Source organism: Streptomyces sp. NPDC051909 (genome assembly GCF_040681095.1).
In the GTDB taxonomy this organism is placed as follows: Bacteria; Actinomycetota; Actinomycetes; order Streptomycetales; family Streptomycetaceae; genus Streptomyces.
Genome location: NZ_JBFAYA010000009.1, coordinates 17,741 through 38,111, shown reverse-complemented (window position 1 = coordinate 38,111; position 20,371 = coordinate 17,741). Strand labels below are relative to the sequence as shown.

Below are 20,371 nucleotides of genomic sequence, written 5' to 3'. Positions count from 1 at the left end.
GAGTCCGAAGACCGAGGAGTCCGACGACTCCGAGGACCGTACCCGGGAAGATCCGGAGCCGATCCGGTGCTACGGGGAGAGCAGGGGGAGAGCCGCGCATGCGGGCACGTGACGGAAGGGACCGGTGCCGGTCATGAAGATCGATCTCACGGACACCAACGCCAGCAGGATCAACAAGGCGATCCTGGAGGCCCGGCGCGCCGTCGGCACCCCCGCCGTCGGCATGGTCCTCACCCTGGTCATCGTCACCGACGAGGAACACGCCTACGACTCCGTGAAGGCCGCCAACGAGGCCTCCCGCGAGCACCCCTCACGCACCCTCGCCGTCATCAAGCGGCGCACCCGCGGCCCGCGCGCCCGCAACGAGCCCCGGCTCGACGCCGAGATCCGCGTCGGCACCGACGCCGGGGCCGGTGAGACGGTGCACCTGCGGATGCACGGCGAGGTGGCCGAGCGCGCCGACTCCGTGGTGCTGCCGCTGCTCCTGCCCGACGCGCCGGTCGTGGTCTGGTGGCCGGTCGACGCCCCCGAGGTCCCCTCCCTCGACCCGCTGGGCGCGCTCGCGCAGCGCCGGGTCACCGACACCTACGCCGTCGAGGACCCGCTCGGCGCGCTCGCCGCCCGCGCCGCCTCGTACGCCCCGGGCGACACCGACCTCGCCTGGACCCGCCTCACCCCCTGGCGCTCCCTGCTCGCCGCCGCGCTCGACCAGGCGCGTACGACGGTGACCTCGGCCGCCGTCGAGAGCGAGGCGGAGAACCCCAGCGCCGAACTCCTCGCCCGCTGGTTCGGCGACCGGCTGAACGTCCCTGTCGAGCGGGTCGTCACCGCGGGCCCCGTCGTCACGGCGGTCCGTCTCGGCACACCCGACGGCGAGATCGTCATCGACCGCCCCGAGGGCCCGGTCGCCCACCTCGCCATCCCCGGCCAGCCCAACCGCGTGATGGCCCTCAAGGTCCGCACCACCGCCGAACTGATCGCCGAGGAACTCCGCCGCCTCGACCCCGACGAGGCCTACGCCTCGGCCCTGCGCCACGGCCGGTGACGGCCGGGGCCGGTCCTTGCGCCGCAGGGCGATCAACGGCCCGTAGAACTCGGTGAGTTCGGCCCGCACCCGGGCCTCCACGCCCCCGTGGCGCGGGGGCCGCGGCCCGTCGAGCCCGGCGCCTACCCGGGAAGCAGCCGCACCCGCCCGGCCGGGAGCTTCGCCCACCAGTGGCCGTACCGCCGCGCGTACAGCTCCGGATCACGCCCGGCGAGCAGCCCGCACAGCGACCGCGCCTCCTCGGCCAGCTCCTCCCACGCCCGCCCGGGCAGCTCCTCGAAGGCCGTCGCCTCGATCCCGCCCTCGGCCGGCCGCCACACGCCCGCCACCCGCCCGTCGACGAGCAGCGTCGGCAGCACGTCCCCGTTCACCCGGACCACCGTCCGTCGCAGCTCCGGCGGCACCACCCGGCTCCGGTCCGCGTACGCCAGGAGCACGCTGTCCCACATCCCGAGCAGCCGCGCCGGCGCCGGCGTCGCCCCGTCCGGCCGCACCGCCCCCACCAGGTCGAACAACTCCTCCCCGGCCGGCCCCACGAGCCGCTCCACCGCGCCGTCCAGCTCGGCGAGCGCCCGCCGCACCGGCGCCCGCCGGAGCATGCCGAACTGCGCCACGTCCGCCACCGACGCCGGACCGAAGCCCTCCAGATACCGCACCACCAGCCGGCGCAGCGCCTCCGGCGCCCCCTCCGGGCCCTCCGGCAGCGGACCGCTCCCGGCCGCCACGTAGGACGGCCGGTCGTTGAACGACCACGGGCCGCCGGTCGGATGGTGATGCAGCGGCGCGTATCCCTTCAGCCCCCACCACGCCCCGTCCCGCGCCGCCGCCCCCACCCGCTCCTCCAGCCAGCCCCGCATCTCCGCGCTGCCCCGCGGCACGGCCGCGAACTCGAGCAGCCCCGGCACCAGCGCCCGCACCTCCGCGGGCGGCAGCCCCGTCCGGCTGCCGAGCTTGGCGGCGTACAGCGTCGGCTGCAGCGCCTCCCGGAAGACCGGATAGTCCTCCGCGTGGACCGCGTGCAGCGTGATCCGCATCAACGTCGCCTTCACCACCTCCCGCCCCGCGAACGCCGCGTCGAGTCCGGCCGGATCGAACCCCACGAGCCGGTTCCACAACGCCACATACGGCGACCCGGGCAGCTGCGCCTGCAGAGCCACCACGCGCCGCACCCCTTCGGCGACATCCAGCGGGGCGCGCTCCAGGAGCAGTTGACGGTGCAGGGTGGACCGGTTGAGTTCCCTCGCGGTGATCTTCACGACAGGCATTCTCCCCGGCGCGGGCCCCGCCGGATGAAAGGGTGGGGATGCCGGTACGCGCACGGACGCGGTACGAACGGGGGTACGGAGTGGAGCTCGACGAGTTCGTCAGGGAGGAGCTGGCCCGGCACGACTGGGCGGCGCTGCGCTGCGGCTGCGGCGACACCGCCGACCACCTGCCGCTGCTCTTCGAGTCGATCCTCACCGCCGAGACGCCGGCGCAGCTGCGGGGGTATTCTCTGGTCGGGCATGTCGAGTGGGACAACGAACTCTTCGCCTGCACCCCGGCGGCCGTCGGCGTCATCGTCTGCGCACTCTCCGCGCGCTGCGGACCCTTCGGACGCCCCGGATTCCCCGGCGAGCTCTCCGCGCACGCCCGCGAAGAACTCCTCGGCACCCTGTGGAGCATCGTCACCTCCGAGTTCGTGCCGGCGGAGCCGGCCGGGATCGAGGAGCGGATCCGGGAAGCCGTCGTCGAAGGCTTCTGGCCGCTGGTACGGATCGGGCTCGTCGGACGCGCACCGGAGGCCGAGACCGTCCTGGAGATCTTCCGGTACCTCGGCCTCGACGGGGAGCGCACCGCGCACTACCGCCGACAGCTCGAAGCACGCGTCGCCGCGCGGGGGCGGCACTGGAAGTCCCGTACCTGAGGCGGCCGACGCGCCGCGCCCGCCCAACCCTTCGCAAGCCCGTTTCACCAGCTCGTACGCTCGCTCCGCGCGCCGCACCGGCGCACGGCCGCACCACACACCCAGGGGGATCGCCGTCATGACCAAGGTTCTGGTCGCCGCCACACCCGTCTCCGGGCATCACGGCCCGCTGCTCCGCATCGCGAGCCATCTCGGCGCCGCCGGCCACGAGGTCGTCTTCCTCGGCGGCTCCCGCTTCGCCGAGGAAGTGCGGGCCGCCGGGCCGGAGTTCCGGGCGTTGCCGGCCGAGGCGGACTACGACGACCGGGACTTCTCCGCACGGTTCCCCGAGCGGGCTCACGTCCCCGCCGGTCCGGCGCAGACCATGTGGGACGTCATGCATGTCTTCGGCGATCCGACGCCCCATCAGTACCGCGCCCTGCGGGAGGTCCTGGCCGGGTTCCCGGCCACCGCCGTCCTCTACGACAACCTCTTCTTCGGCGGCGTCGCGCTGTCGCTCGGCTCCCGCGCCGACCTGCCGGGCGGCCGTCCCACCACATACAGCGTCGGCATCTCCCCGCTCGGCGTGGAGAGCCGGGACACCGCGCCGCACGTGCTCGGGCTGCTGCCGCCCGTCGACGACGCCCAGCGGGCCGAGTACGCGGCGATCGCCGCCCGGATGGCCGAGCAGCGGGCGCCGCTCGTCACCCATCTGCGGACCTGCTTCACCGCGGCCGGGGCGCCGCTGCCCGAAGGGCCGCTCGGGCGGACGCTGACCGACTCGGCCGATGTATTCCTGCAGCTGACCGTGCCCGGCTTCGAGTACCCGCGCAGCGACCAGCCCGCCGGCGTCCGTCACGTCGGCGCGATCCCGATCCCCGCCGCCGACGGGCAGCGCCCGCCCGCCTGGTGGCCCGACCTCGTGCGGGCCCGAGCGGCCGGGAAGCGGATCGTCGTCACCACCCAGGGCACCCTCGCCAACACCGAGTTGAACCGGCTCGTCGTCCCCACCGTGCGCGCTCTCGCCGACCGCGAGGACGTCCTCGTCGTCGCCGCCACCGGCCGCCCCGACGCCGTCGAACGGTGCGCCGCCGCCCTCGCCCCCGCAGCCGTGCCCGGCAACGCGATCGTCGCCGGCTTCGTTCCCTTCGCCGAACTCCTCCCGCTCGCCGACCTGTTGGTCACCAACGGCGGCTACGGCGGCACTCAGGCCGCCCTCGCCCACGGCGTCCCGCTCGTCGTGGCCGGCGACAGCGAGGACAAGCCCGAGGTCGCCGCCCGCGTCGAATGGACCGGCACCGGCGTCAACCTGCGGACCGCCGACCCCACCGACGCCGTCCTGCGCGAGGCCGTCGACACCGTCCTCGGCACACCGTCCTACCGGGAGCGGGCCGCCGCCCTCGCCAAGGAGTACGCGGCACACGACGCCCTCGGCCTGATCGAGGAGCTGGTCAGCGCCCCCGACCGCAGCTGAGAGCCCCCGCACACCAGGCCCAGTCCGCCGGGGGAGTTGGCCGAGATCGTACGGTCCGCCCCCGGGCGGCTTGCCCGCGCCCGCCGCACCGGACAGGATCACCCGGAACACCACGTCGAACGGGGGAGCAATGAAGCCTCGCCTGGTCTTCGTCCACGGCATCGGCGCGCCCCGCGACGCCGCCGCCGAGCTGGACGAATGGCTGCGCGCGGTCGCCGCGGGCGCCCGCGCCGCCGGCCACTCCGCGCAGGTCTCCGCCCTCACCGGCGGCTGGGCGGCCGACGCCCGCTTCGCCTCCTACGGCGACCTGTTCCACACCGCCGGAGCCCAGGGCGGCGGCGCACCCGCCGTCCCCGGCCCGGCGGAGTCCCCCGACGACGCACTGCTCGCCGCCCTGCTCCTCGAAGCCGTCGAGGAACGCCTCGCCGACCCGGGCCCGCTCGCCCCCGCCGAGGCCGCCGCGCTGCGTGCCGCCCGCATCCGGCTCGCCCCGCCCGCCGGGGCGCAGGGCGCGGGCGCGTCCGCCCGGCGCGTCGTCAACGCCGTCACCAGCCTGCTCGCCGTCCCCGGACTGCGCGCCCTCGGCGGCTGGCTCAGCGCCCGCGTCACCGCGGGCATGCTCGGCCAGGTCGCCCGCTACCTCAACCGGGGCGAGTCCGACGGCACCACCACCCTCGACCAGCGCGTGCGCGCCCGCGTCGCCGACTGCCTCGACCCGCACGGCCCGAACATCGTCGTCGCCCACTCCCTCGGCACCGTCGTCGCCCTGGAGACCCTGCACGAACAGGCCTCGCACGAGCACGGCGTGCGCGAACACCCGGTCGCCGTACCGCTGTTCATCACACTCGGCTCGCCCCTCGGCGTCCGCACCGCCGTCGGCCCCCGGGTCCGCCCGCACCTCGGCACCCCCGACAACGTCGGCCGCTGGCTCAACTTCTGGGACCGCGACGACCTCGTCGCCGCCCGGCCCCGCCTGGAGGACTTCGTCAAGCCGAACGCCGCCTCCGTCGCCCCCGTCAGCCACCGGGTCGACTCCGACGGCGCATGGGTGCACCCCGCCGCCAAGTACCTGGCGCAGCCCGCCGTCGCCGGCCCCCTCGTCGAAGCGCTCACCACCCTCGCGGAGCGATGACCGGACCGCGCCATCTGCTGGTGATCGGGGCCCAGTGCCCCGGCCTCGGCCTGCTCGCCGAACTGGAGACCGCCGCCCGCGCCCTGCACGACACCCTCGTCACCCCGTGGGCGGGCGCCTGCCGCGATGCCCCGGAGGCCGGCACGACCCTGCTGTACGGCCCCGGGCTCACCCGCGAGACCGTCGAGAAGGAGGTACGGCGGGCCGGCCGCGCCGCCGCCGAGGCGGGCGCCGTCCTCGTACTCGCCCTCCTCGGCCACGGCATGGCCACCGGCACCCGGCTCCACTACATGGTCGAGGACTCGCGTGACGAGGACCCGCTCAGCGCCGTCGACGTCGGCTCGCTGCTCGGCGACCTCCTCGACACCACCGGACTCGACGGGCTCGTCGTCCTCGTGGACACCTGCCACGCCGGCAACGCCGTGCCCGACCTGCCCTCGCTCGCCCACGGCATCCGCCGCGGCGACACCCGCCTCTCCCTCCTCATGGCCGCCGGAGCCGACGAGGAGGCGTACGCGCTCCGCTTCAGCAGCACCGTCGTCAAGGTGCTGAAGGAAGGGATCGCGGACGCCGGCGAGACCCTGACCGGCGGGGCCGTCGTCCGGGCCGTCCGCCAGGACGGCGGCGCGCTCGGCCAGAACGTCCACTCGGCCGACTACGACGGCGCCGCCTTCGCCACCACCCCGCTGTGGCTCGCCCGCAACGCCCGGCACGCCGTCCACGGCGGCTCCCCGTTCGGTCCGCTCGCCCGCGCCGAACTCGCCCAGGCGCTGGGCTCGTTGAAGCGGCAGGGAAGCGGCGGCGGTACGGGGGAGAGGTGCGGCGCTCCCGTCGACCTGGCCGACACGGTGCGCCACCCGCGCGACCTGGCGGCCCTGCGGGACCGGCTGCCGGAACTCGCCGGGGCCGCACGCCAGTGGGCCACCGGTGTCCTCGACGCCCTGCGGAACGCCGGCCGCACCCTCGCCCTCCTGGAGGCCTGGCCCGGCACCGACCTGACCACCGTGCTCCTGCGCCGTACCCTCGCCGCCGTCGAGGCCGGCTCCGGCCCCGGTACCGGCAGCGCCCTCGGCACCGGACCCACGCCCGCGCCCGCGGTCGCCGAGCCCCTGCCGGACTCCACGGGCACCGAATTCCTCCGTGACGCCGTCGAACACCTCCTGCTGCGCGCCCCGCGCGCCGGCCGGAGCCGCACCGCGCCCCTCGCCGGATTCCTCGCCCGGCTCGCCCGCGCCACCGGCGTCGACCCGCAGGACCCGGCCCTGCGCGCCTGGGCCAGGGACACCGGCGCCGTCATCGACCTCAACGACGCCTTCGCCCGGCTCGCCGAGGACACCGCCGAACTGCGCCTCCGGCTCGTCGTCAGCCTGCACTCCGCCATCGGCGACGAATGGCCGGAGACCCTGGAGGCCTGGCTCCTCGACGGCGGAACCGTCCGCCACCGCGAGGAGTTCCCCTGCACCGACCAGGACCGCACCGGCACCGAACGCGCCCTCTTCGGCGCCCTGCGCTGGGCCGGCAAGCACGCCCGGCGGCTCGAAGCGCCGCTGCGCCGCGTCGAGATCGCCGCCCCCGCACCACTGCTCGCCACCTGGCGGCCCGAGGAGGCCGAGATCGGCCGCCGCCTCGGCACCCTCTACGAGGTCGTACTGCGCTGGAGCGAGCGGATCCAGCCACCCGACCACCTGTTCTGGATCAACGACCACGCCCGGGGCATCCTCAAGACCCTCGACGAGAGCCCCGACGGCCACCGCGTCGAATGGCTCGGCGAGGGCGACACCCGCCGCGCCCCCGACCTGTGCGCCCGCCTCATGGACGCCCCGCCCACCCGCGCCGTCGCCCTCGCCCACCGTCCCGCCCAGCTCAGCGGCCTGATGGAGACGCTGCTCGCCTCCTCGCCGATCCTGCTGTGGCCCGACGAGGACCCCGAGGCCCCGCCGGCACCCGCCGCCGTACGCCGCTCCGTCGACGCCCACTGGCACCAGCTGCCCGGCGCCTTCAGCCACGCCTACCGCGAGAAGTGGAGCGCCCGTACGAGCGGCGCGGACAGGCCGCCGCCCGCGCCCGACGGCCCCGGCGCCCTGCACCACCTCGCCGGCCTGCGCACCGTCTGGGACGGCGCCGAATGGCTCGACTTCTGCGACTGGTTCGAGCAGTACGCCTACACCAGTGACCCGCACGACGATCACGACTGGGGTCGGACCGCGGCGGCCCCGCCGGGGCCGCGACACCCGACGGACCGGGAGGAACACGCATGACCTGGCAGCCCTTCTACGCGGGCCACGGCACCCCGCCCGCGAGCGCCGAGGACCGGGTCGCCCTGCCGCCCGCCCCGCCCTGGCGGGAGTTCCCGCGCCGTTCCCTGCACCGCCAGTTCGTGCCGCCCGCTGGCCTCGTCGAGGCCGTCAACGCCGCGCTCGCGCTGCGCCGCCCGCTGCTCGTCACCGGACCCGCCGGCTCCGGCAAGTCCACCGTGATCGAGCAGGTCGCCGCCGAGCTCGACCTCGGCACCGTCCTGCGCTGGCACATCACCTCCCGCAGCGGCCTCGCCGACGCCCTCTACCGCTACGACGCCCTCGGCCGCATCCACGCCCAGCGCCTCCAGAGCCCCGACGGCGCGGCCCCGGGCGGCGACGACATCGCCCCCTTCCTGCGCATGGGCCCGCTCGGCACCGCCCTGCTCCCCGCCGAGCGGCCCCGCGCCCTCCTCATCGACGAGATCGACAAGAGCGACCTCGACCTGCCCAGCGACCTCCTCGACGTCCTGGAACGCGGCGAGTTCGAGATCCCCGAACTCGCCCGCTACGGCACCGACGTCGTCGCCGTACGCGAATGGCAGGGCGATGCCCACCACGAGGTCCGGCGCGGCCGGGTCCAGTGCACCGAATTCCCCTTCATCGTCATGACCAGCAACGGCGAACGCGACTTCCCCGCCGCCTTCCTGCGCCGCTGCATCCGCTACACCATGCCCCTGCCCACTCCTGAGACCCTGCTGCGCATCGTCGAGGCCCACATGGGCGGCGAGCGGGCCGGAACCGACGAGGCCGGCCGGCTCGTCGCCGCCTTCCTCGAACGGCTAGGCGCCGGCGAGAGCCTCGCCGTCGACCAGCTCCTCAACGCCGTCCACCTCCTCGCCGGCACCGACGCCCCCGACGAGGCCCGCCGCCAGGCCGTCGAGGACCTCATCCTGCGCGAGCTCTCCCATGCCTGACCCACTGCCCCGGCTGCTCGCCGCCCTGCGCACCGCCACCCCCGAACTGGACGGCACCGCGCTGGCGGAAGCGCTGTGGCTGGCCGCCCACCGGGCGGCCACCGAGGACGAGGGCGCCGGCCCCCGGCCCGTACGCGATCCGTCCACGGACGACGAAGCCGGGCGTACGGGCCGGGCCGCGCGGCAGCGTCCCGTACCGCCCGCCGCCGACCCCGGCCGCACCCCCGGCCGACCCGGCGGCACCACCCCGCCGCCCCGCACCGCCTCCGACGAGGCCGGCACCCGGCGCCTGCACGAACGGCTCCCCGGCAGCGCCACCCCCGTCCGCGGGCAGGCCGTCGCCGCACCCCACTCCGGCGGCCTGCCCCGCGCCCTGGAACTCACCCGCGCCCTGCGCCCCTGGAAACGGCGCTGGCCCGAAGGGCGTGGCAGCGCCCTGGACATCGACGCCACCGTCGACGGCTACGCCCGCAGCGGCGAGCTGATCCCGGTGCTGAAAGCCGCGCCCGAGCGCTGGTTCGACCTCGTCCTCGTCGTCGACCGCTCGCCCGGCATGCGGGTCTGGACCGAGACCGTCGCCGAGTTCACCGCCGTGCTCGACCGCCTCGGCGCCTTCCGCACCCTCCAGGTCACCGACCTCACCTTCGACGAGGACGGCGCGCCCCGCGCCCCCGGTCCGCTGCGCGCCGCCGACGGCCGCCGCCTGGTCGTGGTCGTCTCCGACTGCATGGCCGAGGCCTGGCGCCGCCCCGGGATCTGGCACCTCCTGCGCGACTGGGCCGGCGCCCAACCCACCGCACTGCTCAACCCGCTCCCCACCAAACTCTGGCGGCGCGGCGGCCTCAACCTCCCCACCACCCGCTTCACCCCCGCCACCCCCGGCAGCCACCGCAGTCGCGTTCCCGTCGAGCCACCCGTCCTCGTCCCCGGCGGCGCCGCCGACGAGGACGGCGCGTGGCTGCCCGTTCCCGTCCTCTCCCTCACCCCGCACTCCCTCGGCCGCTGGTCCCACACCCTCATGCGCGCCGACCCGGACGGCTGCACCGCCGTTCTCGTCCCTCCGACCGGCCGCCCCACCGCCCTCGGCCCGCCCCGGCCCCCGGCGACCCCGCTCCCACCCGCCGAACGCGCCCGCCGCTTCCTCCGCACCGCCTCCCCCCGCGCCGCCCGGTTGGCCGTTCTCTGCTCCCCGTTCGACCGGTTCAGCCTCCGCCTGCTGCACCTCGTGCGCGCGCGGCTGGTGCCGGACGCGGCGCTCGGGGATGTGGCCGAGGTCGTCACCAGCGGTGTCTTCGACGTCGTCGACGAGGGCGGAGTCGTCGAACTCGTCCTCCGGCCCGAGGCCCAGGACGTCCTGCGCGAACAGCTCCCCACCCACGAGGTCTGGGCCCTCCACCAGGCCCTCGACCAGCACCTCGCGAACCGGGGGACCGGACGTACGAGGCTGCCCTCGGTCGCTCAGGGCGGCGAGGGCGTGCAGTCGCTCGCGGCGGAGCGGGCCGCGTTCGCGCGGGCGTCGCGCCGGACGCTGGAGCTGCTGGGGCTGGCGGAGCCGGAGGCGGCCGGGAGCGCCGAGGGCGCGGTCGTGGTGGACCTGCCGCCTGCGCCGGAGCCGTACGTGAAGTACGACAAGGCCGTGGAGGAGATGGCCCGGAGTCTCGGGAGCAACCCCCTACACCAGGCCGTATGGATCACCGCGCAGGAGGCCGCTCCCGGCGCCGGACGGACGGCGCTGGCCCTGGCGCTGGCCCACCGTGCGGCCGCCGACTTCCCTGACGGCGTGTTCTTCGCGCCGCTACGGGCCTCCGGCCGCCGCCCAGTGGATCCGCTGGCGGCCCTGCTCGGGCTGCTCGCCGACATGGGCGGCGAGGCGGGGGAGGGCTCGATCGCGACCCTCAGGGAGGGTGTTGACGCCGTCCGCGCCCTGCTGCGGGGGCGTCGCGTACTCCTGCTCCTGGATGACGTGGGCGGCGACGACCTCGCCGCCCTGCTCGCGGCCGAACTGCCGAAAGGCTGCGCCGTCCTGGCGACGAGCCGACGACGGCTCGCCCCGAGCGCGTCCTACCGGATGATGGCCGACCTGTCGCCACTGACGGGCGAGGACGCGAGCCGGCTGCTTGGGGATGGGCCAGTTACGGAAGGTGACTGGTGGCCGCTCAGTCTCCGCGTGATGGGGGCGGCGCTCCGCTCCTCCGAGGACGACGTCGTCTTGCACGCCCGCCATCTGCTTGCCGACGCCATGGCCGACGGCACGGCCGTCGCCCCCGAGATCGCCGTCCGCAACGCCCTCGACGATTCGGTCAGCAGCCGCGTCCTCGTGCGCCTCGCGGAGATCACGGCCGACGAGTTCACGGCCGAGGAGGCCGCCGCCGTCCTGGACACCGGCCCCGACCGGATCACCCAGCACCTCGACGGTCTCGTGGCCGAGGGACTGCTCGAACCCGCCTGGCGGGGACGCTATGTCTTCCCCTCCGTCGTGTACGAGGAGATCGCACGGATAGCGGGATACGACGAGCGGCGCGAGTTGTCCCGGGCCCGCATCCGTGAGTTCCACCGCCGTGCCGCCGCAGGGCTCTATCGCGAACACCACCCTGACAGCATCCTCCCGGAACTCCTCGGCATCGAGCCCCTGGCCGCCCCCCACCGCGAGGTCTGGGTGCCCAACGCCCTCCTGTCCCCGGCCGTCGACCCCGACACCTTGCTCCTGCTCCAGGACGTGGGCTCCACGCCCGTCTACCGCGTCCGCTTCGCCCATGCCGCCCTGCGCCATGTCGACGGCGACCGCCCGGGCCCGGCCACCGCCCGCGCCCTGCTCGCTCTCGCGAGCTCCCTCTACCGGGTCGGACTGCACGAGGAGGCATGGGACACGCTGCACCAGGTCAGTTCCACCGTGCTCCGGGCCGACGCCGAGACCTACGGCCATGCCGCACTCCTCCAGGCCCAACTCGCCCTCGCCATCCGGCCGAACCGCGCCCACGACGCGCCGACCAAGGCCAGGGCCGCACTGGCCCGCTTCGAGCGGACCACCTCCGCGGAGCTCCTCGACTCCCTCCGCTGCCTCGAACAGGCCCTGGCCCTGACGGGCGAGGACCACGAACGCCTCGCGGTCCAGTGGAAGTTGATCAGGCGGCTCCAGGACCGCGGACACCGCGCCGAGGAGGCCCAGGTCCTCGTCCGGATCGCCGACACCCAACTGCGCCTCGGCCGCCCCGCCGAGGTCGAGGCGGCGGTCGACCAGGCCCTGGTGCTGCTCGACGGCGCCGACGGACCCGACGACACGGCCACCCGCGAGGCCGCCCTCCGCCTGCGCCGAGAGGCGGGCGCCCCGCCGCGCGAGCCGATCGTCATCGCGCTGCGCGCCGCCACCCCCACCCGTCTGCTCGCCCCCACCGTCCGCGCCCTGCTCGCCGACCTCTCCTTCCTCGGTCCGCTCGGCGCCCAGGCCTACACCCTCGACGACGACCTCGTCCTGATCGTCGACGGCGCCACCCCCCTCGCCCGTCTCCTCCTCGCCCTCGCCGAGCATCTTGTGCTCCCGTCCAACCCCGCCGCCGTACGCCTCGCGGTCCACAAGGGGCCGGTGTTCGGCGACCCGGGGGACGACGTGGGCGTCGAGTACACCCGTACGATGCTGCGCTCCGCCGAGTTCGGGCGGGTCCGCGCCAACTACCCGGACGACGTGGTGCTGTGCGTGTCTCCGGAGGCGTACGACATCCTGTCCCGCGAGGCCGCGGACGGGGAAGGCGACCTGGCGAGGGCCTACAGCCCGCGCGAGGTGCGCAGTGCCTCCGGCGACGTGGTGTGCGTGATCCTCACGCCGCGTGTGGACCTCTCCGCGTTCGATGCCCAACTCATGGATCTGGCACGGGTGTTCAACGAGCTCGACCCGGACGGGACGACCCTGTCCGGGCTGGTCAGGGACGCCCTCGACACCGTGCTCGATCCCCGCACCACGGGCCGCTTCGACCCGGAACAGCTGACGGACACCGAACGCGTGCGGGTGGCGGAGGAGCTGGCCCGGGCCTTCGACCGGGGGGTGTTCCCGTTCCGGGCGGCCGGACCGGCCACGCTGCTCTGGGAGCGGCCGCAGGGATCCGTATCACTGATCACCAGGGTGCTGCCGCACGCGCCGCGCGCGGTCGAGGCGTCGGCGCCGGTCGGAACCGAGGTCGGCATGCCGTACCTCGTCGTGTACGCGGAAGACGCGCGCGCCCGCTGGTCGGTCGGCCTCCTCCGGGCCCGCGACAGACGCCTGGATCCGAGCACCGCCCTGTGGCTCCACCGCAACGCGCCGTTCCCCGAGAACGTGCTGCTCTCCCAGGCCGAGCGGACCCGTGAGGCCGTTCTCCGCCCGTCCGACGACGTGGGCCGGGTCGCCGAGGTCTTCCGCCGGGTCCGCCACCGTGCCGTCCCCCTCAGCGCGCTTCGCCCGCTCGTCGCCGCGCAGGACCGGGAGCGGGACCGTGACAGGGGCCGGGACCGCGCCCTGGAGCGGGTCGTGCGTCTCGCCGGGCGCGCGCTGCGCGACGAGGGCGTGCTGCTGCTTGCCGGAAACCCGCGCGGTCGGGCCATGGCCGAGGCCCTGCGGCTGCCCGTACCGCCGCCCGGCAGCTGTCTCAGCGTGTCCCTCACGCGTCAGCTGCCCAGCCACGCAGGCCGTCCCGCGGTCGTCGTCGACGGCACGTCATGGGTGGTCGCCCAGGCCGAGGACACCCTCGCGCCTCTGCCAACCGGCTTCCCGGGCCTGCGCCTGCGCTGAGTTCCGCCCGCCGGAGTCGCGCCCCGGCGTCGGACACCTCAGCTGTGCAAACGTTCCTCGGGCAGATCTTCACCAGAACCGCGCGCTCTTGTCGCGCGTCCTGTTCTACGGTCCAATCAGGCCACCAGAGGGCCGGCGGAGAACAGGGCCGGAGTACAGGGAGGGACCGTGGAGCGGATCGGTGCCGTGCTCGCAGAGCGCATCGCGGAGCGCAGAAGGGGCGGCGACGACGCCCGCGCGCTCGTCGGCGAGATGCGCCGCTCGGTGCTGCTCGTCCCCGTGGCCGACGGCGGACTCTGGTCGGTTCGGGCGGGCGGCGTGCGGTGGATCTGCGGATTCACCGACGAGGCAGCGCTCGCCCGGTTCGCCCTCCGTCACCAGCCCGGCGACGAGCCGATGGACTACGCGGCGCTGCTCGGCGCCCGCATCGTGGACGAGATCGTGCCTTCTCTGGGCGAACCCGCCGGACTGGCCGTCGACATCGCGACCGAGGACGGGTCGATGTTCTTCCCGCCGGTCACCGGCATCGTCCCGGACGAGGTGGCGGTGGCCACGACGGACACCACCGGCGTGACGACGGGGGAGGAGCACGGCCATGAGCGGCGGTGACGGGGACGAGCTCCATCTCGACAAGGCGTCGGTCGCGAAGTTCACCAAGGGCGTGGGCACGACGATCGACGAGCTCGGCGACCTGGGCGGCGCGACCGGCTCGGTCATGGGCAAGGGTTTCTCCGAGCTGTCCATGACGGGGATGGAGGCCGGTCACCACGGCCTCTCCGTGGACTTCGAGGACTTCTGCGAGCGCTGGGAGTGGGGCGTGCGTGCCCTGGTGCGCGACGCGAGCCAGCTGGCGAACCGCCTCGGTCTGGCGGCGGGCACCCAGTGGGAGCACGACCAGTACGTCGCCGGCGCGCTCAAGGTGGGCGCGAACTCGCTCATGGGCGGCAGTCCGCACGCGAGCGAGGACGAGATCGTCAAGCAGGGCTGGGGCGACATCCTCACCCCGGACTATCTGAACCCGGACTACAGCGCCGAGTCCTTCCAGAAGGCCGGCGACGAGATGGCGCAGACCTGGAAGGACACCGGGCGCACCGTCCTGACGGAAGGTCAGGGCGGGCAGCGCTCGCGCATTCTCAACGAACTGCTCGGCGTGGACGAGAACGAGTGGAACCAGGCGCTCGACGACACCTTCGGCCCTTCGCCGGAGGAACGGGCGAAGCAACAGGGCCAGTAGGACGTCTTCCGGGGGTGATCGACGATGGGCATCGGGGACTTCATCAGTGACATCACGCCGGACGTGGTGGAGGACGCGGTCGAGGACGGCGTCGAGTGGGTCGGCAACCGGGTCGAGGACGCGGGCGACTGGACCGCCGACCGCCTTGAGGACGTCGGCTGGGAGTCCGGCGCCGACTGGGTGCGCGAACAGTCCCGTTCGGTCGCCAACCGGCTTGGCGCAGAGGTCGACGAGATGGACCTCGGGCAGACCGAGGACAAGACCAAGCTGATCTACGGCAGTGCTGAGAAGATCAACGCGACGGCGACCAGGCTCCGCGCCTTCCAGAAGGCCTTCGACGACGCCGGCGGCGGCCTCAAGGGCCTGGACGCGGGGGAGATGAAGGGCGCGACGGCCGACGCGCTGCGCACCGCCGTCGGCACCCAGCCGCCGAAGTGGTTCACCGCCTCCGACGCGTGCGAGAAGGCCGCAGGCGCGGTCGAGTCCTTCGCGGACACCGTGACCTGGGCCCAGGGCCAGGCACAGACCGCGATCGACAAGTGGAAGCAGGGCACCAAGGCGTCGGAGGACGCCGCCGACGCGCACAGGAAGAAGGTCGACGACTACAACAAGGCCGTCGAGCGGTTCAACAGCCAACCCGCCGACAAGCAGGACCGGTCGACCCTTCCGCCCCGGCCCGGCGAGATCTTCGACGATCCGGGCAAGAAACTGATGAAGGACGCCCAGGACATCCTCGCCGAGGCCCGCAAACAGCGGAACTCGGGCGCCGAGACCGCGCGTTCGGCGGTCCGGGCGGCACGCGACATGGCGCCGGAGAAGCCCTCGTACGCGGAGCAGGTGCGCGACGGGGCCGAGGAGCTGCAGATCATGGGCGACCATGTCGGCGGCGGCATCGTCAAGGGCACCGCGGGCATCGTGAACTTCGTCCGCTCGGTCAACCCGATGGACCCGTACAACCTCACCCATCCCGCCGAGTACGCGACGTCCCTGAACAGCCTCGCCGCCGGACTGGTCGTCGCCGCGAACGACCCGGTCGGCACCGGCACGCAGATGGTCAAGGACTTCATGAAGGACCCGGCCGAGGGCTTCGGCCGGCTGATCCCCGACCTGGCGCTGACCGCCGCCACCGGAGGCGGCGGTGCGGCCGTGAAGGGCATCCGGCTCGCGGAGGACGCGGCCGACGCCGCCCGGCTGCGCAAGCTCGTCGACGACGCCCCCGACGGCACCCACAAGCGCCCCGACGGCGAGCGCTGCACCGACGGCACCGACCCGGTCGACCTCGCCACCGGCCGGATGTTCCTGCCGCAGACCGATGTCGAGATCCCCGGCATCCTGCCGCTGGTGTTCTCCCGGCACACCGAGTCCGGCACCGCGACCGGCCGGTTCCTGGGCCCCGCCTGGTCGTCCACGGTCGACGAACGCCTGGAGATCGACGCGGTCGGCGTCCTCCACGTCACCGCCGACGGTCTGCTCGTGCCGTATCCGCACCCCGTCCCGGGCGGTGTCCCGACCCACCCGGGCCGGGGCCGGGTCCGCCGCGCCCTCGCCCGCGAGACCGACGGCGACTACACGCTCGCCGACCCCGACACCGGCCTCGTGCGCCGCTTCGCCGCCCCGGCGGGCGCCGCACCCGGCGGCGACGGCACCGCCTGGCTGGTCGGCCTCGGCGAGCGCAACGGCCACACCGTCACCGTCGACCGCGCCGACGACGGCCTGCCGCTGTCCCTCGCCCACTCCGCGGGCCACCGCGTGACGCTGACCACCGCCGACGGCCGGATCACCGCGCTCGCCCTCGCCGGCGCGGGCGCGGGCGGCACGGACCTGCCCCTCATGGCGTACGGCTACGAGGACGGCGAACTGACCACCGTCACCCGCCCGTCCGGCGCCGCCACCACCTTCCGGTACGACGAACGCCGCCGCGTCATCGCCTGGACCGACTCCAACGGGCACCGCTACGACTACGTCTACGACGACCGGGACCGCGTCGTCGCCGAGGGCGGCGCCGCCGGACACGCCCAGCTCACCCTCGCCTACACCGAGCCCGACGCCGCCACCGGCCACCGCACCACGACCCTGACCACCGCGGGCGGCGCCGTCACCCGGCACCTCGTCGGCCCCGGCTGCCAGATCCTCGCCACCGTCGACGCCCTCGGCCACACCACCCGCTACCGCCACGACCCCGACGGCAACGTCCTCTCCCGCACCGACCCGCTCGGTGCCACCACCACCTTCGGCTACGACGACGAGGGCCGGCTGGTCTCCGCGGTGCGCGCCGACGGGGCCGAACTGCGCTTCATGCGGGGACCGTTCGGCCTTCCCGTCGAGGTCGTCGCCGCCGACGGGGCCAGGACGAGGTACGCGTACGACGAGCGCGGCAACCGTACGTCCGTCACCGACCCCACCGAGAACACCACCCACTCCGCCTACGACGCCGCCGGCCGGCTCACTGCCGTCACCGACGCCCTCGGCCGCACGACCCGCGTGGTCTGCGACGCGGCCGGCCGGGTCGTGGCCGTGACCGAACCGACCGGGGCGGCCACCCGCACCGAACGGGACGGCCTGGGACGGCAGTTGCGTGTCACCGATCCCGCCGGCGGCGTCACCGAGCTCGAATGGACGGCCGACGGACAGCTCGCCCGGCGCACCGACCCCGGCGGCGCCACCTGGACCTGGACCTACGACGGCGAGGGAAACCGCCTCACCGAGACAGACCCGTCGGGCGCCGTCACCCGCCACGAGTACGGCCCCATGGACCTCCCGGTGGCCACCACCCGCTCGGACGGCACCCGCCACACCTTCGGGCACGACCGCGACATGCGACTCACCCAGGTCACCAACCCCCAGGGGCTGACCTGGAGTTACGCCTACGACGCGGTCGGCAACATCCTCTCCGAGACCGACTTCGACGGCCGCACCCTCACCTACCGCACCGACGCCGCCGGCCGCCTCGCCGAGCGCGTCGACGCGCTCGGCGGCACCATCGCCTTCACCCGCGACCCGCTCGGCCAGGTGCTGCGCAAGAACGTCGACGGCCGGACGACCACGTACACGTACGACCGGGCCGGACGCCTCCTCGAAGCGACCGGACCCGACACCGAGCTGCGCTACCAGTACGACCGCGCCGGACGGGTCAAGACGGAACTGGTCGACGGCCGTCCCGTCGTCTACGCCTACGACGACCTGGGCCGCCGCATCCGCCGCACCACCCCGACCGGCCACGTCACCTCGTACTCCTTCGACGAGGACGGACTTCCGCTGCGGCTCACCACCGGCGGCCGGACGGTCGACTTCACCCACGACGCCGACGGACGGGAACTGTCCCGCGCCTTCGGCGGCGGCCTCACCCTGGCCTCCGCCTGGGACGAGCACGGCCGCCTCGCCGCCCAGCACGTCACCGCCGGCACCCGCGCCGTCAACAGCCGCGCCTACGCCTACCGGGCCGACGGGCGCCTGGTGGGCATCACCGACGGCCTGTCGGGCTCCCGCCGCTTCGACCTCGACCCGCTCGGCCGGATCACCGCCGTGCACGCCGCCGGGTGGACCGAGCGGTACGCGTACGACGAGGCCGGCAACCAGACGACCGCCCACTGGCCGGAATCCCACCCCGGCCACGAGGCCACCGGCCCGCGCGCCTACTCCGGCACCACCGTCACCCGGGCCGGCGGCGTCCGCTTCGAGCACGACGCCCTCGGCCGCATCACCCTGCGCCAGAAGACCCGCCTCTCCCGGAAACCCGACACCTGGCGCTACACCTGGGACACCGAGAACCGCCTCACCGCCGTCACCACACCCGACGGCACCCGCTGGCGCTACCGCTACGACCCGCTGGGCCGCCGCACGGCCAAGCAGCGCCTCGCCGCCGACGGCGACACAGACACGGTCGTCGAGGAGGTCCGCTTCACCTGGGACGGCCTCACCCTCTGCGAGCAGACCACCCACCACCCCGACGCCCCCCACACCGTCGCGCTGACCTGGGACCACCGCGACGTCGTCCCGCTCGCCCAGACCGAACGCATCCTCACCGCCGACGAGCGGCAGGACGAGATCGACCGCCGCTTCTTCGCCATCGCCACCGACCTGGTGGGCACCCCCACCGAACTCGTCGACGAGACCGGCGCCGTCGCCTGGCACACCCGCAGCACCCTGTGGGGCACCACCGCCTGGTCCCGCGACAGCAGCGCCTACACCCCGCTGCGCTTCCCCGGCCAGTACTACGACCCCGAGACCGGCCTCCACTACAACCTCTTCCGCCACTACGACCCCGAGACCGGCCGCTACACCTCCCCGGACCCCCTCGGCCTCGCCCCGGCCCCCAATCCCGTCGGCTACGTGGACAACCCGTACGCCGGCTGCGACCCGCTGGGCCTGGCACCCGACTGCAAGGAGGAGAAGGCCAAGAAGCGGGCGATCAAGGCAGCCGACGGCGTCATCGACCGGGCCGACGGGGGCAAGTTCCGCAAGCACCCCGACTACCACGGCGACACCATGCACGGCTTCACCGACGAACGGGTCCTGGAGATCCTCAAGAAGCCGGACGCCGTGTACCAGTCGACGGGCGGCTCCGGAAACCTGATCTTCCGGCAGGGCGACGACGTCGTCGTCACCAAGGGCGTCGGCTCCGAGGCCGGCCAGGCCATCACGGCCTACGGACCCTCCGGCGTCCTCGGCGAGTCCGGTGCGACGGCCGTCGGCAACGGCGCCAAGGCCACCGACGCCGGCCGGCCCATCACCCACGAGGACATCGTGGAGGGCAGGATTCCCGGCAAGAACGGCAACATGCCCCCGGCGGTACAGATCAAATGACGAGGCACCCCATGCACGTGACCCACGTGACCCTGAACGACGGCTGGACCGCGACGGTGACGGACACCCCGCTGTCTCCGACCCCCCGCCTGTCGGTCGACTCCTTGGTCGTCGCCCCGTACACAGAGCGGGAGGAACGCGAGCGGTTCTTCTCGGCCACCTTCGGCAGCATGCACTTCCTCTGGGACACCCCCGACATCCTCCGCTTCGACAAGGAGAGCCGGGACCTGGTCGCGGTGGAGCTCCGACTCCCGTACACCTCGGCGAACGCGGACGTCACGACGCGTCTCCCCGTCCTGCCCGAGGTCCGCCCCGGTGGACTGCGCGCGGACGAGGTGAAGGACTGCCACCTGGAGATGTGCATGGCCCTCTGCCGCACCCCCGGAGACGCCGAGCTGATCTGCCTGCGGGACCTCGACGTCATCGACGCACCGCTGGACGCCCGGATCGGCATCGCCCCCGACCTCACGCTCCTCCTCCAGCAGGGCACCGTCGTCGGCTGGACCCTGGCCGACCCGGCCCGCCACCTGACCACCGGCTACGCCGCCCCCGACCCGGCCGCGCCGGCCGAATCCACCCGCCGCCTCCTCCGCGACTGCATCGACCTGGTCACCCAGCCCCTCTTCGACGACATCACCGACGGCGAACCGGCGGCCCTGTCCCGCCTCCGGGCCGCCGACGAGGCCCTGCGCGCCCAGACCGAGGACCGGGCCCGGGCCGACGCCCTGCTTGAGCTGATCTCGAACACGGTGGACCTCTACGGCGACTGGCACGAGGACCACTGACCCGGCGCGGTGACGGCGGGCCGGCGGGGGGTGTGCCGCCGGC

12 protein-coding genes are annotated in these 20,371 nt (G+C 74.4%); 11 read left to right on the top strand and 1 reads right to left on the bottom strand.

What is annotated here, in order from left to right; all coding sequences use genetic code 11:
* The first annotated feature begins 133 nt into the window (after nt 1–133).
* Nucleotides 134–1,045, top strand: coding sequence for a glucose-6-phosphate dehydrogenase assembly protein OpcA (opcA, locus tag AB0M18_RS16415; protein WP_365758360.1), 912 nt, complete (start codon nt 134–136; stop codon nt 1,043–1,045).
* A 122-nt stretch (nt 1,046–1,167) separates the two neighbouring features.
* Here the strand turns inward: opcA and AB0M18_RS16410 are convergent, their stop codons facing one another.
* Complete coding sequence (locus AB0M18_RS16410) at nt 1,168–2,301, bottom strand: winged helix DNA-binding domain-containing protein (protein WP_365758358.1); 1,134 nt, start codon at nt 2,299–2,301, stop codon at nt 1,168–1,170.
* Nucleotides 2,302–2,348: 47 nt separating this feature from the next.
* On the opposite strand from AB0M18_RS16410, the gene AB0M18_RS16405 reads away from it, so the two are divergent.
* The 10 genes from AB0M18_RS16405 (at nt 2,349) to AB0M18_RS16360 (ending at nt 20,328) form a co-directional block, all read left to right on the top strand.
* Nucleotides 2,349–2,951: a hypothetical protein gene (locus AB0M18_RS16405; RefSeq protein WP_365758356.1), complete on the top strand. Its 603-nt coding sequence runs from the start codon at nt 2,349–2,351 to the stop codon at nt 2,949–2,951.
* Nucleotides 2,952–3,069: 118 nt separating this feature from the next.
* The gene (locus AB0M18_RS16400; protein WP_365758354.1) at nt 3,070–4,404 is read left to right on the top strand and encodes a nucleotide disphospho-sugar-binding domain-containing protein; all 1,335 of its coding nucleotides are present in this window, start codon (nt 3,070–3,072) and stop codon (nt 4,402–4,404) included.
* A gap of 130 nt (nt 4,405–4,534) precedes the next feature.
* Complete coding sequence (locus AB0M18_RS16395) at nt 4,535–5,536, top strand: alpha/beta hydrolase (RefSeq protein ID WP_365758352.1); 1,002 nt, start codon at nt 4,535–4,537, stop codon at nt 5,534–5,536.
* Nucleotides 5,533–7,794: a hypothetical protein gene (locus tag AB0M18_RS16390; RefSeq protein WP_365758350.1), complete on the top strand. Its 2,262-nt coding sequence runs from the start codon at nt 5,533–5,535 to the stop codon at nt 7,792–7,794. Before AB0M18_RS16395 ends, AB0M18_RS16390 begins: the two co-directional genes overlap by 4 nt.
* Nucleotides 7,791–8,747, top strand: coding sequence for a MoxR family ATPase (locus AB0M18_RS16385; RefSeq protein WP_365758348.1), 957 nt, complete (start codon nt 7,791–7,793; stop codon nt 8,745–8,747). Before AB0M18_RS16390 ends, AB0M18_RS16385 begins: the two co-directional genes overlap by 4 nt.
* On the top strand, nt 8,740–13,506 hold the full coding sequence (locus AB0M18_RS16380) for a NaeI family type II restriction endonuclease (RefSeq protein WP_365758346.1): 4,767 nt from the start codon (nt 8,740–8,742) through the stop codon (nt 13,504–13,506). The genes AB0M18_RS16385 and AB0M18_RS16380 overlap by 8 nt, the downstream gene beginning before the upstream one ends.
* A gap of 252 nt (nt 13,507–13,758) precedes the next feature.
* Nucleotides 13,759–14,115 (top strand): SseB family protein, encoded by a 357-nt coding sequence (locus AB0M18_RS16375; protein ID WP_365758742.1) that lies wholly within the window; start codon nt 13,759–13,761, stop codon nt 14,113–14,115.
* Nucleotides 14,102–14,740, top strand: a complete 639-nt coding sequence (locus AB0M18_RS16370) for a hypothetical protein (protein ID WP_365758344.1) — start codon at nt 14,102–14,104, stop codon at nt 14,738–14,740. Before AB0M18_RS16375 ends, AB0M18_RS16370 begins: the two co-directional genes overlap by 14 nt.
* A gap of 24 nt (nt 14,741–14,764) precedes the next feature.
* Nucleotides 14,765–19,543, top strand: a complete 4,779-nt coding sequence (locus tag AB0M18_RS16365; RefSeq protein WP_365758342.1) for a putative T7SS-secreted protein — start codon at nt 14,765–14,767, stop codon at nt 19,541–19,543.
* Between the two features lie 11 nt (nt 19,544–19,554).
* Nucleotides 19,555–20,328, top strand: a complete 774-nt coding sequence (locus AB0M18_RS16360; RefSeq protein WP_365758340.1) for a hypothetical protein — start codon at nt 19,555–19,557, stop codon at nt 20,326–20,328.
* The last annotated feature ends 43 nt before the right edge of the window (nt 20,329–20,371 follow it).